The sequence below is a fragment of the Sphingomonas flavalba genome, from assembly GCF_047553045.1.
GTDB classification, from domain to species: Bacteria; Pseudomonadota; Alphaproteobacteria; order Sphingomonadales; family Sphingomonadaceae; genus Sphingomonas_L; species Sphingomonas_L flavalba_A.
The window spans coordinates 804,546-818,799 of the sequence record NZ_CP180208.1 but is presented as its reverse complement, the minus strand read 5'-3'; the positions used below and the strand labels follow the sequence as shown (position 1 = coordinate 818,799).

14 protein-coding genes are annotated in these 14,254 nt (G+C 68.6%); 7 read left to right on the top strand and 7 right to left on the bottom strand.

From position 1 onward, the window contains the following. Nucleotides 1-47: 47 nt before the first annotated feature. The 4 genes from ACMT1E_RS03750 to ACMT1E_RS03735 all read left to right on the top strand — a co-directional run bounded on the left by ACMT1E_RS03750 (nt 48) and on the right by ACMT1E_RS03735 (nt 4,645). Nucleotides 48-806 (top strand): MBL fold metallo-hydrolase, encoded by a 759-nt coding sequence (locus tag ACMT1E_RS03750; RefSeq protein WP_414902351.1) that lies wholly within the window; start codon nt 48-50, stop codon nt 804-806. Between the two features lie 65 nt (nt 807-871). After that, nucleotides 872-2,935, top strand: a complete 2,064-nt coding sequence (locus tag ACMT1E_RS03745) for a prolyl oligopeptidase family serine peptidase (RefSeq protein WP_414902350.1) — start codon at nt 872-874, stop codon at nt 2,933-2,935. Nucleotides 2,936-3,114: 179 nt separating this feature from the next. Further along, entirely contained in the window at nt 3,115-3,984 is an 870-nt protein-coding gene (locus ACMT1E_RS03740; protein ID WP_414902349.1) for a dienelactone hydrolase family protein, read from the top strand. 46 nt (nt 3,985-4,030) lie between these two features. Continuing rightward, nucleotides 4,031-4,645: a glutathione S-transferase family protein gene (locus ACMT1E_RS03735; protein ID WP_414902348.1), complete on the top strand. Its 615-nt coding sequence runs from the start codon at nt 4,031-4,033 to the stop codon at nt 4,643-4,645. A gap of 69 nt (nt 4,646-4,714) precedes the next feature. Here ACMT1E_RS03735 and ACMT1E_RS03730 read toward each other — a convergent pair whose 3' ends face one another. Further along, on the bottom strand, nt 4,715-5,455 hold the full coding sequence (locus tag ACMT1E_RS03730; RefSeq protein WP_414902347.1) for a Bax inhibitor-1/YccA family protein: 741 nt from the start codon (nt 5,453-5,455) through the stop codon (nt 4,715-4,717). 113 nt (nt 5,456-5,568) lie between these two features. Here ACMT1E_RS03730 and thpR point away from each other — a divergent pair, with 113 nt between their 5' ends. After that, nucleotides 5,569-6,102, top strand: coding sequence for an RNA 2',3'-cyclic phosphodiesterase (gene thpR, locus ACMT1E_RS03725; protein ID WP_414902346.1), 534 nt, complete (start codon nt 5,569-5,571; stop codon nt 6,100-6,102). Here the strand turns inward: thpR and ACMT1E_RS03720 are convergent. Further along, nucleotides 6,087-6,554: a low molecular weight protein-tyrosine-phosphatase gene (locus ACMT1E_RS03720; RefSeq protein WP_414902345.1), complete on the bottom strand. Its 468-nt coding sequence runs from the start codon at nt 6,552-6,554 to the stop codon at nt 6,087-6,089. The two genes, thpR and ACMT1E_RS03720, sit on opposite strands and share 16 nt — an antisense overlap. A gap of 75 nt (nt 6,555-6,629) precedes the next feature. Here ACMT1E_RS03720 and ACMT1E_RS03715 point away from each other — a divergent pair, with 75 nt between their 5' ends. Further along, nucleotides 6,630-8,186: a spinster family MFS transporter gene (locus ACMT1E_RS03715; RefSeq protein ID WP_414903263.1), complete on the top strand. Its 1,557-nt coding sequence runs from the start codon at nt 6,630-6,632 to the stop codon at nt 8,184-8,186. On the opposite strand, the gene ACMT1E_RS03710 is transcribed toward ACMT1E_RS03715, so the two are convergent. The 4 genes from ACMT1E_RS03710 to ACMT1E_RS03695 all read right to left on the bottom strand — a co-directional run bounded on the left by ACMT1E_RS03710 (nt 8,148) and on the right by ACMT1E_RS03695 (nt 11,742). Beyond that, on the bottom strand, nt 8,148-9,863 hold the full coding sequence (locus ACMT1E_RS03710) for a SulP family inorganic anion transporter (RefSeq protein WP_414902344.1): 1,716 nt from the start codon (nt 9,861-9,863) through the stop codon (nt 8,148-8,150). The genes ACMT1E_RS03715 and ACMT1E_RS03710 overlap by 39 nt on opposite strands. A gap of 49 nt (nt 9,864-9,912) precedes the next feature. Next, complete coding sequence (locus ACMT1E_RS03705) at nt 9,913-10,182, bottom strand: helix-turn-helix domain-containing protein (protein WP_414902343.1); 270 nt, start codon at nt 10,180-10,182, stop codon at nt 9,913-9,915. Nucleotides 10,183-10,287: 105 nt separating this feature from the next. Next, the gene (locus ACMT1E_RS03700) at nt 10,288-10,812 is read right to left on the bottom strand and encodes a superoxide dismutase family protein (RefSeq protein ID WP_414902342.1); all 525 of its coding nucleotides are present in this window, start codon (nt 10,810-10,812) and stop codon (nt 10,288-10,290) included. Between the two features lie 141 nt (nt 10,813-10,953). After that, complete coding sequence (locus ACMT1E_RS03695) at nt 10,954-11,742, bottom strand: thioesterase family protein (protein ID WP_414902341.1); 789 nt, start codon at nt 11,740-11,742, stop codon at nt 10,954-10,956. Nucleotides 11,743-11,833: 91 nt separating this feature from the next. Between ACMT1E_RS03695 and ACMT1E_RS03690 the strand changes: the two genes are divergently transcribed. Next, a complete protein-coding gene (locus ACMT1E_RS03690) occupies nt 11,834-12,010 on the top strand; it encodes a YegP family protein (protein ID WP_414902340.1) in 177 nt (58 codons plus the stop codon). Nucleotides 12,011-12,064: 54 nt separating this feature from the next. Here the strand turns inward: ACMT1E_RS03690 and ACMT1E_RS03685 are convergent, their stop codons facing one another. After that, the gene (locus ACMT1E_RS03685; protein WP_414902339.1) at nt 12,065-14,203 is read right to left on the bottom strand and encodes a malate synthase G; all 2,139 of its coding nucleotides are present in this window, start codon (nt 14,201-14,203) and stop codon (nt 12,065-12,067) included. Nucleotides 14,204-14,254 lie beyond the last annotated feature (51 nt).

The following is a 14,254-nucleotide window of genomic DNA, read 5'->3' as shown; positions in this document are numbered from 1 at the left end:
GTCACAGCGAACTCGCGCGGCGCGCGCCGCCGTGCCATAGCATAACGATGCTTCTGTCCCGTCGCATATGCGTCGCCGGGCTGGCCATTGCGGCCCTTCCCGCCCGCCTGATCGCGGCCCCGCCGACCGCATCCGCGCTTGGCACGACCGGCATGACCGCGATTACCGACGATCTGTGGATAAAGCAGATCGACCGGCACAACTGGCTGTTCACCACCACTGCCCCGATCGACGGCGGCGTGATCTACCCGGCCAACGGCCTGGTCCATCGCCATGGCGATACGTTCACCCTTGTCGATCCCGGCTGGACGCCCGCGCAGGGTGAGGCGCTGATCGCATGGTGCGAACGATCCTTTGGCAAAACACCTTCGGGCGCCATCATCACCCATTTTCACGCCGATCGCGCCGCGGCACTGCCCGTTCTCGAACGCGCCGGAATACCGGTCCACATGCTTGCGCTGACCCGCGCCCTGCTGAACGGCGTAATGGATTCGGCACAGGCACTGCCGGACCCCTTCGCCGAATCCGCCTTCGGTCTGGAATGCTATTATCCGGGCGCCGGTCACAGCCCCGACAATATCGTGCTGTGGGACGCCGATGAGCGCCTGCTGTTCGGTGGCTGCTTTCTGAAAGACGCCGCGGCCGACAGTATCGGCAATCTTTCGGACGCTTCCATACCGGCGTGGCGCGACAGCCTGGAGCGCGTGGCGGCCCGCTATCCCCATATCCGCACGATCATTCCCGGCCACGGCCCGGTCGGCGGCGACGCCATCGGCCGGACCCGCGCCCTTCTCGCCGCCGGCTGACCGCAACCCCTTGCCAAATGCCTAGAATTGCGGAGAGTTTCTTTCCCTGACCTCAGGGGGTTTCCATGATCCGCTTCGCCTTGCTGCCGCTTGCCGCCCTTGCCCTGTCGCCTGCCCTCGCCGCGCCCGCCGAAGGGCCGGTCAGGACTTTTCAGGGCGCCGACCTGTTTTCGCTGGAGGCGGCGTCCGACCCGCAGATCAGTCCGGACGGCAGCCAGATCGCCTATGTCCGCCGGTCCAACGACGTGATGACCGATCGCGCCCGCGCGACGATCTGGCTGATCGATGTCCGCAGCGGCACGCAGATACCGCTGGTCGCCGGCCCCGGCGCCCATATGAGCCCGCGCTGGTCGCCAGACGGCAAACGGCTGGCCTATGTCTCCGCCGAGGAAGGCGGCGCACCGCAGCTTTACGTGCGCTGGATGGCGAACGGCGCCACCGCCCGTGTCACCGGCCTGCCCGACAGCCCGAGCGCGATCGCCTGGGCGCCGGACGGCAACCGCATCGCCTATATCGCCGCCGTGCCGGACGACGCGGCGAAATTCGGCACGCCGCCGGCCAGGCCGGAGGGGGCGAAATGGGCGCCGCCGCTGGAGGTGATCACCGCCCTCACCTACCGAGCCGACGGTGCCGGCTATCTGAAGCCCGGCTTCGACCATATCTTCGTCGTCGCGGCGGACGGCGGCGCCCCGCGCCAGCTGACCTATGGCGCGCTGAACGACAGCGGCCCGCTATCCTGGTCGCCGGACGGCACCACCCTGTATTTCAGCACCAACCGCCACAAGGACTGGGAGCGCAAGCCGCTCAATTCGGAAGTCTACGCGCTCGACGTCGCCAGCGGCGCGCTGACGGCGCTGACCAGCCGCGACGGGCCGGACGCCGCGCCAATCGTGTCGCCGGACGGGCGCTCGATCGCCTATCTCGGCTTCGACGACACATATCTCGGCTACCAGAATGTCGGCCTCTACGTGATGAACCGCGACGGCAGCGGCAGCCGCCTGCTGACCGGAACTCTTGACCGCAGCATCGACAATCTCGCCTGGGCGGCGGACGGAAAGGCGGTTTTCGTCGTCTATGACGATCATGCCGAAACCAAGGTCGCCCGCGTCGGACTGGACGGCAGCATGCGTAGGGTCGCCACCGGCCTGCGCGGATCGGCGCTCGACCGGCCCTATACCGGCGGCAGCTTCTCGGTCGCGCGCGACGGCAGCGTCGCCTTCACCTCCGGCGACGCGCTGAACCCGGCCGACGTCTCGGTCAGCAAGGGCGGCGAGGCACGGCGGCTGACCCGCCTCAACCGCGACCTGCTCGGCGGCAAGGCGCTGGGCCAGGTCAAGCCGCTGGCGGTCACCGCCGCCGACGGCCGCCGGATCGACGCATGGATGGTGACGCCGCCCGATTTCGACCCGGCGCGTAAATATCCGTTGATCCTGGAAATCCACGGCGGGCCGTTCGCCGCCTACGCCCCGGCTTTTTCGACCGACTATCAGCTCTATGCCGCCGCCGGCTATATCGTGCTCTACACCAACCCGCGCGGATCGACCTCCTACGGCGCCGAATTCGCCAACCTGATCCACCACGCCTACCCCGGTGACGATTACGGCGATCTGATGAGCGCGGTCGACGCGGCGATCGCCGCCGGCAATGTCGACACCGACAATCTGTTCGTCACCGGCGGGTCCGGCGGCGGGGTGCTGACCGCCTGGATCGTCGGCAAGACCGACCGGTTCAAGGCGGCGGTGACCCAGAAGCCGGTGATCGACTGGGCCAGCTTCTCGCTGACGTCGGACGGCGCGCCGATGTACCACCAATACTGGTTCGACAAATTCCCTTGGGAGGACCCGCAGGGCTATTGGGCGCGCTCGCCGCTGTCGCTGGTCGGCAACGTCAAGACGCCGACAATGGTCGTCGTCGGCGCCGAGGATTACCGCACCCCGGTCAGCGAATCCGAGCAATATTACACCGCGCTGCAACTGCGCGGCGTGCCGACGGCGCTGGTCAAGGTGCCGGGCGCCAGCCATGGCGGCATCGCCGCGCGCCCGTCTCAGGCCGCTGCCAAGGCGTCGGCGATCATCGCCTGGTTCGACCAGTACCGAAACAAGCCGAAGTGGCAGGCGTCGGCGCAATAACCGCACCGGGCGCGGTTTCGGCGGGCGGCAAATTGGGGTAGGATCGATCCTCCTGCCCGGCCCGGAATGGCGAGGCGGCGAAGCACCGGAGGCGCGCGGAAACCCGTGCGAGGCGGGGATGGCTTCGCCACGCTGGCGATGACGGCTTCGGGCGCATCGCCCGATCATGGAGGCCCGCCATGCACCCGTCCGAAATCCGCACCCGCGCCATCGCCCTCTACGACCGTTTCACCCATGAAGGGCGCGACCGCCGCCGCTTCATGCGCGAACTGACCCTGCTCGCCGGCAGCGCGGCCGCGGCGGAGACGCTGCTCGCCGCGATCGCCGCCAACCCGGCCGCCGCCGCGATCGTCGCCGAAGACGACAAGCGGCTGAAGGCGGGCATGGTCCAGTGGGACAGCGCACCGGGGCGGGCGATGCGCGCCTATGTCGTCGATCCGGCCGCCGGACCGGGCAAGGCGGTGGTCGTCGTTATTCACGAAAATCGCGGGCTGACCCCGCATATCCGCGATATCGCGCGGCGGGTGGCGCTGGCTGGCTATACCGCCGTCGGCGTCGACCTGCTCGCCCCGGATGGCGGCACCCCGGCCGACGAGGACAAGGGCCGCGAGATGATCGGCAAGCTCGACATCGCGGTCACCACCCGCGACGCCCAGTCCGCCTTCACCCGCTTCGCCGCCGACCGCAAGGCCGGAGTCGTCGGCTTCTGCTGGGGCGGCGCGATGGTCGATCGGCTGGCGGTTGCCGGCGCGCACAACCTGGCAGCCGCCGTGTCCTATTACGGCCCAGCCCCGGCGCCGGAGGAAGCGGCGAAGGTCAAGGTGCCGCTGATGCTGCAACTGGCTGGGCTGGACAGCCGCGTCGCCCAGACCGCCCATCCGTTTGCCGAGGCGCTGAAGGCGGCGGGCAAGCCGGTGATCGTCCACGACTATCCCGGCGTCCATCACGCATTCAACAACGACAGTTCGGCGGAACGCTACAACGCCGACGCAGCGAAGCTGGCCTGGGACCGGACGATCGCCTTCTTCGACCGGCTGCTGAACGGCTGACCGGCTTGCCTGTTTCCAAAACGACCACAACCGACGGAGCGATACGATGGCCGACGAACTGATTCTCTATACCAATCCGATGTCGCGCGGCCGGATTGCCCGCTGGATGCTGGAGGAGGTGGGCGCGCCCTATCGCGCCGAGATTCTCGATTACGCATCGACGATGAAGCAGGCGCCCTATCTGGCGATCAACCCGATGGGCAAGGTGCCGGCGCTGGTCCACGGCGCCACCGTCGTCACCGAATGCGCGGCAATCTGCGCCTATCTGGCGGACGCGTTTCCCGATGCCGGGCTGGCACCGCCGCCCGCGGCGCGCGGCGCCTATTACCGCTGGCTGTTCTTCACCGCCGGGCCGGTCGAGCAGGCGGTGACCAACCACGCGCTGAAATTCGACCCGACGGCGGAACAGGGCCGGCTGGCCGGGTATGGCAATTACGAACTGGCGATGGACGTTCTGGAACAGGCGATCACCGCCGCCCCCTATATTGCCGGCGACCGCTTTTCCGCCGCCGACGTCTATGTCGGCGCGCAGGTGATGTGGGGTGTGCAGTTCGGCACGATGCCGAAGCGCGATGCGTTCGTCGCCTATGCGGCGCGGCTGGCGGAGCGACCGGCGCATCTGCGCGCCAGTGCGCTGGATGACGCGGCGATGGCGGGATAGCGCGCCCGAAAAGAAAGGCCCGGCGGAGCGATCCGCCGGGCCTTCCCGTATCCGTCTTGTCCCCGGCGCTTAGCGGCGGTCGCCCATAAAGCGCAGCAGGAACAGGAACAGGTTGATGAAGTCGAGGTAGAGGGTCAGCGCACCCATCACCACCGACTTGCCGATGAAGTCAGAGCCCTGCAGGTGGAAATACATGCTCTTGATCTTCTGGGTGTCGTAGGCGGTCAGGCCGGCGAACAGCAGAACGCCGATGCCGCTGATCACCAGGTCAAGCCCGCTCGACTTCAGGAACAGGTTGATGACCATCGCGACGAGCAGGCCGACAACGCCCATGATCAGGAAGGTGCCGAACGCCGACAGGTCCTTCTTGGTGGTATAGCCCCACAGGCTGAGGCCGGCGAAGGCCGCCGCGGAGGCGAAGAAGGTCTGGGCGACCGACGTGCCGGTATAGACCAGCAGGATCGTCGACAGCGACAGGCCCATCAGCACCGCATAGGCCCAGAACAGCGCCTTGGCGGCGCTTTCCGACAGGCGGTTAATGCCGAAGCTGAGCCACATCACCACGCCGAGCGGCGCGAGCATGACGACCCATTTCAGGATGCCGCCGTTCAGGAACAGCTGGGCCGCCGGCGATTCGGCGCCACCCCAGGCGAACAGCAGGGCGACGATGCCGGTCAGCAGCACGCCGGAGGCCATGTAGTTGTAGACCGAGAGCATGTACGACCGCAGGCCAGCATCAAAGGCAGCGTCGGCCGTGGTCGACGCCGTGCGGCCGAGGGCGGTCGTGCGGGGATCAGACCAGTTTGCCATTGTCAGTAAACTCCTTTGCCCGACCGTCTGGGCCGGATAGGCGCAATATCGGTGGATTGCGCCGCGCTTTCAAGCAAAACCGGACATAAAGGCGGAACAGGAGGCCCCCCGTCATGCACCGTCTGTTCGTCGCCATCCGCCCGCCCGCCGCGATCCGCGCCCATCTGCTTGAAATGATGGGTGGGGTCGCCGGCGCGCGCTGGCAGGACGATTCGCAGATTCACATCACCCTGCGCTTCATCGGCGAGGTCGACGGGCGCATGGCAGAGGATATTGCCGCCGCGCTTGGCGGCCTTCGCCACCCGCCGCTCGCCCTGACGCTGGCGGGCGTCGGCCGGTTCGAGCGCAAGGGACAGACGGAAGCGGTGTGGGCGGGCATCGCCCCGCATGAACGGATCGCCCATCTGCAGGCGAAGGTCGAACGGGCGCTGGTCCACATCGGCCTGCCGCCGGAACGCCGCGCCTACCTGCCGCACATCACCCTTGCCCGCTTCGGCCGGACCGGCGGGATGGCGGACCGCTTCCTTGCCGGCCATGCCGGGCTGTCCGGCCCGGCTTTCACCGTCGACGCCTTCTACCTTTACCAGAGCCACCTTGGCCACGGCGGCAGCCGCTACGAGGCGATCCAGCGCTATCCGCTGGCCTGAGCGGCGTCGGCGATGCCGCGCGCGCCGGCGATCACATCAGCCCAGGTGAGGTCGAAGCCGGCATCGTCGCCGTAATAGGGATCGGCGACCGCCTGCCCTTCCCGCCCGGCCACGAAATCGAGCAACAGGCTGACCCGCGCAGTCGCGTCGTCCGGCGCAATGCGGCGCAGATCGGCCATGTTGTTGGCGTCAAGCGCGACGATATGGCTGAACCGCCGGAAATCCGCCGCCGTCACCTGCCGCCCGCGATAGCCGGAAATATCGATACCATGGCGCAGCGCCACCGCCTGCGAACGCGGGTCCGGCGCCTTGCCCTTGTGCCAGTCGGCGGTGCCGGCGGAATCGACGATCAGATCCAGCCCACGGACCTCCGCTTCCGCCCGCAACGCCGCTTCGGCAAGCGGTGAGCGGCAGATATTGCCGAGGCAGACAAACAACACCGCGCTGACCAAATCACCCAGCCCCTTCCGTTCGACCGTCCCGGCCTGCTAGCCTCCCCCCGACAACGGAGCAAGCGAGGGGGGATGATGGCGGCGGCCGACGGGACAACCTCGCAGGCGGAGCCGGGCTATGCCCGCTACGTCCTCACCATATTGGTCGCGGTCTACACGCTGAATTTCATCGACCGGCAAATCCTCAGCATCCTTGCCGAGGACGTGAAACGCGATCTGGGGCTGAGCGACACCGATCTCGGCTTCCTATACGGCACTGCATTCGGCGTGTTCTACGCGCTATTCGGCATCCCGCTCGGCCGGCTGGCCGACAGCTGGCACCGGGTGCGGCTGATCACCATCGGACTGGCGCTGTGGTCGGCGATGACGGCGCTGTCCGGCTTCTCCCGCACCGGCGGACAACTGGCGGCGGCGCGGATCGGCGTCGGGATCGGCGAAGCGACGGCGTCGCCCTGCGCCTATTCGCTGCTGTCGGACTGGTTCCCGCGCAGCCAGCGGGCGACCGCCCTCGCCGTCTATTCCTCCGGCATCTACATCGGCAGCGGCCTGTCGCTGTTTATCGGCGGCGCCATCGTCCAGAACTGGAACCTCGCCTTTCCCGGCGGCGGGCCGCTGGGGCTGGTCGGCTGGCAGGCCGCATTTCTGGCGGTCGGCCTGCCCGGCCTGTTACTGGCGCTATGGGTGGCGACGCTACGCGAGCCGCCGCGCGGGCTGGCCGACGGTATACTGACCCCGCCGGCCGAACGGCCGTTTCGCGACTTTTTCGACGAATTGCTGACCGTCATTCCGCCGCTGACCCTGATCGGCGCGGCGCGGCGGGGAATCCGCCCGCTTGCCATCAACATCGCCGGCGGCGCGGCGATCGCAGCACTGGTCTGGTCGCTGATCGTGACGACCGGGGACAGCGCGCAGTGGATCGCGGTCGGCGTCGGTGCCTATGCGGTGTTCAGTTGGGCGGCGGCGCTGCGCACCCGCGACCGGCCGGCCTTCGCACTGATCTGGGGCAGTCCAGCCTTCCTGCTCGTCGTCGTCGGCTATGGCCTGATCGCGTTCACCGCCTATGCGGTCAGTTTCTGGTCGCTACCCTATCTGGAACGCAGCTTCGGCGTGTCCAAGGCGGTGGCCGGGCTGATCGTCGGCGGCGCCGGCGCCACCGGCGGCTTTCTGGGCGTGGTGCTCGGCGGCCGGCTGGCCGACCGGTGGCGGCGGACCAACCCGGCCGGGCGGATCGCCGTCACCCTGATCGGCGCCGTCGCCCCGATCCCGCTGATGGTCGCCAGCTTCACCACCGGCAGCGTCACGCTGTTCTACGCGCTCCACCTGCCGATGGTCGGCCTGTCGAGCGCGGCGTTGGGCGCAGCGGCGGCGGCAACGCAGGACCTTGTCCTGCCACGGATGCGCGGCGCGGCGACCGCGACCTTCTTCATCGGCACGACCCTGATCGGCCTGGCGCTCGGCCCCTACATGGCTGGCCGGGTCTCGGCCTGGTCGGGAGACCTGGCGACCGGCGTGCTGTCGTTGCTGCTCGTCGCGCCGCTGTCGATCGCCGCGCTGATCCTCGCCTATCGGCTGGTTCCGCGAGCGGAGGCGACACTACGCGACCGTGCCCGCGCCGCCGGGGAGCCGGTCTGATCCAATCGCCCGGCGGGCCGCAGCCAGCGCGTCCGCCTGAGCGGTACGGTAGCGGACAAGCGGCGGGCGCAGGCCGTGGGCAATCAGCGCGCGGCGGATCGCCGGGCGCGCGCCGGCCAGATAGACCGGCGCGCCGCGCCGCCGCGCTTTGCGGGCAAAGCCTTCGATCGTCGCGGCGGCGGTTGAATCGAGCACCGGCACGTCCGACATGTCGAGAACGAACGCCTTCGGCTGCTCGCCGATGCGGTCGAGCGCGGCGCCGACGCTGGCCGCCGCGCCGAAGAAAAACGCGCCGGATATGCGGTAGACGACGACATCGCGGTCGATCGCCTGCGCCGGGTCGTAAGGCACCCGCTCCGCCCCCGCCAGTTCGGCGCGATCCGCCTCGTCGACCGCCACCGCCTGCGCCATGCGGTGGAGAAACAGCAGCGCGCCAAGCGAGAAGCCGACAACGATGCCTTCGGTCAGATCGCGGAATATGACGAGTGCGAAGGTGACGGCCAGCACCACCGCATCGCCGCGCGACGCCCGCAGCAACGTCGCGATCTGGTGCTTTTCCGCCATATTCCATGCGACGACGGCCAGCAGCCCGGCCAGCGCGGCGAGCGGGATGTAGGCGGCGAGCGGCGCCGCAACGAGCAGGAACAGCAGCAGGAACAGCGCGTGCAGCATCCCCGCCACCGGACCGTGCGCCCCGGCGCGAACATTGGTGGCGGTGCGGGCGATCGTGCCGGTCACGCAGATGCCGCCGAACAGCGGCGAGGCGATGTTGGCGACACCCTGCGCCAGCAGTTCGCAGTTCGACCGGTGCCGCCGCCCGGTCATGCTGTCGGCAACGGTCGCGGACAACAGGCTCTCGATCCCGCCAAGCAGGGCGAAGGACACCGCCGCCGGCAGCAGCGCGATCACCCGGTCGAGCGAGATCGCCGGCAACGCAGGCATCGGCAAGGTGCGCGGAATGCCGCCGAACCGCGAGCCGATCGTCTCTACCGGCAGGTTCAGCGCGGCGGCGGCAATCGCCGCCAACACCACCGCGATCAGGAAATTCGGCCAGTGCGGGCGCCACCGCCTGACCCCGACGATCAGCCCGATCGACAACAGCGCGACGCCGACCGACGCCAGATTGATCGTCGGCGCCGCCTGGGCCAGCGCAACCAGCTTGGGCAACAACGGCCCCGGCTCTGCCCCGGCCAGCGTCAGGCCGAGCAGGTCCTTCACCTGGCTGGCGAAGATGGTGACGGCAATGCCGGCGGTGAAGCCGACCGTCACCGGATAGGGAATGTAGCGGATGAAGGTGCCCAGCCGCAGCAGGCCGACCGCCATCAGGATCAACCCCGACAACAGGGTGGCAAGCAGCAGCCCGTCGACGCCATGGGCGGCGACGGTCGCGGCGACGAGGACGATGAACGCACCGGCCGGCCCACCAATCTGGAACCGGCTGCCGCCGAGGGCGGAGACAAGAAAGCCGCCGATAATCGCGGTGTACAGCCCGCGATCCGGCGTGACGCCCGATGCGATCGCAATCGCCATCGACAGCGGGATCGCGACAATCGCAACGGTCAGCCCGGCAAGCGCATCCGCCCGCAACGCGCGCCAGCCGTAGCCTTCGTGCAGCACGACCAGCAGCTTCGGCGTGAACATCTCGATGAAGCCGCGACTTCGAATATGCGCAACCATGCCACTTCGCCTTCGTGACCAGCGGCGCGGTGACGCGTCGCGCCTGTCGTCAGAAGGACGCGCCCGCGCCTTTCGCCGGCCTTAGGCGCACACCCCGGCCGCCTTCGCGGCTGACGGCGTTGTCGCCGATCAGCTCCACCCCGGCGGCCTCGAGCGCCGCGACCACCTTGGTAAGGGTGTCGACGACGCCCCGGACGTTGCCGTCGCTGCCTTCCATCCGCTGGATGGTCGGCAACGACACACCGGACAGCTCGGCCAGCTGACGCTGGTCGATACCGAGCAGGGCGCGGGCCGCCCGCATTTGCGCGGCGGTCATCATAGCGGTTCCACCTGACGACCACCTCGATACATCACATCAATATTGATGTCTAGAACATCAATATAGCATGTTTTGACATGAACGTGCCTGCCCCCCATCCGCCATTCAGCCTGCGCTGAACGTCCCGCAGGCGATCCGGCCGCCGCTGTTGCCGGCCGGATCGCTCTTCAGGTCGTCCGGTCCGGCATGGACGACGAAGGCGGCGCCGTCGGCATCAAGCATCGCTTCCGCGCCACCACTGAGCGTCGCGCCGGGAATGGTGAAGCGGATGGTGCCGGTGCCGTCCTCCGCCACGGTCAGGTTGGGCAAATCCCCGGCGTGGGGGCCGTGCGGGTTCATGCTGCCGTGCATCTTGCCGGTCGGGTTCCAGTGCCCGCCGGCCGTGGTGAAGTCAGGCGCATCGCACTTGCCGGTCGTGTGCACATGAACACCGTGTTCGCCCGGCGTCAGGCCGGTGCCGGTGTAGACGACATCAAGGCCGGTGGTCGTCTGCGTCGCGGTCACCGTGCCATGGGCGGTGCCGTCGGCGGCGATGACGTTGGCGGTCGCCGTCGCGGCCACCCCCGGCTTGGCGGCGGCGGTCAGGGCCAGGGCCGACGCAGCGGCCAGCGCAATCAGGGCGATCTTCATTTTCGTCTCTCCTTCCAGAAGCACGCGACGACAACAATCGCGGCCGCAAACGGCTCCGCCGACCCTCACGGACAGTTCCGCCTAGGGTCGGGGGCAAGCGCGCGCAAGGGGGGGCTGGCGGCGGGCCAGGCTCCCTTCCATCTAACCGTAAAGCGCCACGGTCTGGCGGCCGACCAGTGCCAGTCGCCCGTCGGCATGCCACAATTTCATGTCCTGAATGGCATAGCCGTCGCCGATCACCTCGCCACGCGACTCGAACAGGTACCAGTCGTCGCCGGGCATCGGCGGATTGGGCGGCAGTTCGACCGACCAGGTCATTGTGCTGATCGGCACGAAAGCGGAAAACAGGCTGAGTGCCGGCGGCGGCAGCGCATCGCCCAGCGCGATCAGCGCCAGCGCCCCGTCCGGCGGGCCGGGATCGTGATGGCGCACCCAGACGCGAAGGAACGGCCGCTCCGCGCCGCTGACCGGTGGCCGCCCCTCGACCAGCATCGCGTCGAAATGCCCGGAAAAGCCGGGCACGCCCGGCCGGGTAAAAAACGGCACGCCGCCCTCTGGCCCGGCCACCAACGGCATCGGCACCTCATGACAGCGGCAGGCGGAGTCCCGCGCCTGCCCGTAACAGAGCAGCGCCTGGGTCGCCGGGCCAGCCTCCCCGTCCGCGGCGACGGTGACGAAGGCGCTCGACTTGCCCCGCCGTGCCATCGCCGGGCGATAGGCAAGCGCGCCGGCCGCCGGGCCGACAAAGGCGAATTGCGCCGATCGCAGCGGCGGCAGGCCGGGGAAGGCGCGCTCCGCGGCGTGGACGGCCAGCGCCGCCGACAGGCCGCCATACAGCGTCTGGCCCTGCCGCCAGTCGGCGCCGGGCGCGGCGTGATAGGTCCCGTTGCGTTCCGCCATTGCCGCGATTGTTTCGCTCAAGTCAGCCATGCACGTTCCTTCGACCGATTTGCCGCCAGCCATCTTGCGTCGGCCGGACAGTGTTATAGGCTGGCCTCTCCGTGGTAAGAGGAGAGCAGGGATGGCTCACAAGTTCGAGGTATACAAGGACAAGGCCGGAGAGTTCCGGGTCCGCTTCAAATATAATTCCGAAGTGATGTTCTCGACCGAGGGCTATTCCAGCAAAGCCTCGGCGATGAACGCGATCGAGTCGATGAAGAAGAACGGGCCGGACGCGCCGGTCGAAGACAACAGCTGAACCGGCTGCCGCCCCCGCGCTGCTGGCGCGGGGGCGAGGCCAGCGACCGCCCGGTCACGCGGCGGCCTTTACCTTCCGACGATAGGCGTGGAGCAGCGGCTCGGTATAGCCGCTGGGCTGCGTCGTCCCCTCGAACACCAATGCCCGCGCCGCCTGAAAGGCAATGCTGCCGGCCGGGTCCGGCGCCATCGGGCGGTAATGCGGATCGCCGCTGTTCTGCGCGTCAACCTTCGCCGCCATGCGCAGCAGCGCCGCATCGACCTGTTCGGCCGAACAGACGCCATGCAGCAGCCAATTGGCGATGTGCTGCGACGAAATACGCAGCGTCGCGCGATCCTCCATCAGCCCGACATCGTTGATGTCCGGCACCTTGGAACAGCCGACGCCCTGGTCGATCCAGCGCACGACATAGCCGAGCAGGCCCTGCGCGTTATTGTCCAGCTCCTCCGCGATCTCCGCTTCCGACCAGTTGGTGCCGGCGGCAAGCGGAATGCTCAGCAACTGGTCGACGCCGGGCACCGGCGCGCCGGTCAGCTCGCGCTGGCGGGCGAACACGTCGACCGTGTGATAATGCAGCGCGTGTAGCGTCGCCGCCGTCGGGCTGGGCACCCAGGCGGTGTTGGCGCCCGATTTCGGGTGGCCGATCTTCTGCGCCAGCATCTCGGCCATCCGGTCCGGCGCCGCCCACATCCCCTTGCCGATCTGGGCGCGGCCGGAAAAGCCGCAGGCGAGACCGATCGCGACGTTGCGCGCTTCATAGGCGCCGATCCAGTCGGCGCTTTTCATGTCGCCCTTGCGGATCATCGCCCCGGCCCGCATCGACGTGTGGATCTCGTCGCCCGTCCGGTCGAGAAAGCCGGTATTGATGAAGACGATCCGTTCACTGACCGCGGCAATGCAGGCGGCCAGGTTGGCGGAGGTGCGGCGTTCCTCGTCCATCACCCCGACCTTCATCGTGTTGCGAGGGAGGCCGAGGATGTCCTCGACCGCGTCGAACAGGCGGTTGGTGAAGGCGGCTTCATCCGGCCCGTGCATCTTCGGCTTGACGATGTAGATGGACCCGGTGCGGCTGTTGCGGAACCGGCCCAGCCCCTTCAGGTCGTGCAGGCCGATCAGCCCGGTGAACAGCGCGTCGAGCACGCCCTCCGGCGCTTCCGATCCGTCGGCGAGCAGGATCGCAGGGTTGGTCATCAGATGGCCGACATTGCGGACGAACAGCAGGCTGCGCCCCGGCAGGGTCAGCGTCGCGCCGCCCGGCGCGGTCCAGTTCCGGTCCGCCTCCAGCGCGCGGGTCATCGTCCGCCCGCCCTTGGCGAAGCTGGCGGTCAGGTCGCCGCGCATCAGGCCCAGCCAGTTGGCATAGGCGGCGGTCTTGTCGTCCGCGTCGACGGCGGCGATGGAGTCTTCCAGGTCGACGATCGTGGTCAGCGCCGCTTCGAGCACGACGTCGGCAATACCGGCGCGGTCGTCGCGGCCGATCGGGTGGTTCCGGTCGACGACGATCTCGATATGCAGGCCATTGTGGCGCAGCAGCACCGATTCCGGCGCCTCCGCCGCGCCGCGCCAGCCGACCAGCGCGTCGGCGTCGCGCAGCGCCGGGACCAGCCGGTCGCCAACGATCGACAGGCCGGTCACATCGGCCCAGGCGCCTTCGGCGAGCGGCACGGCGGAATCGAGGAAGGCGCGTGCCGCCGCGATCACCTGCGCGCCGCGCGCGGCATCATAGCCGCCCGGTGCCGGCGTACCCGGCAGGGCGTCCGTACCATAGAATGCGTCGTACAGGCTGCCCCAGCGCGCATTGGCGGCGTTCAGCACGAAACGGCCGTTCAGCGACGGCACCACCAGCTGCGGCCCGGCCACCCGGGCGACCTCGTCGTCGACATTCTCCGTGGTGATCGAGAAGGCCGGCGGCACGTCGACCAGATAGCCGATCTCGCGCAGGAATGCGCGATAGGCGGCATTGTCGACCGGCTGGCCGGCGCGAGCGTCGTGCCAGGCGTCGATCTGCGCCTGCAAGCGATCACGGGTAGCGAGGAGCGCGCGGTTTTCCGGGGCGAACGCCTCAAGCAGCGCCGCCGCGCCCTGCCAGAAGCCATCCGGGTCGACCCCAACGCCGGCCAGCGCTTCGCGATTGACGAAATCGGCAAGCGGCGCGGCGACCTTCAGGCCGGCAATCGCAACATACTGCGTCATCAACTCCCCCTTATGCTCTGCTCGACCGGGCGCCCATGCCTGACAATGGCT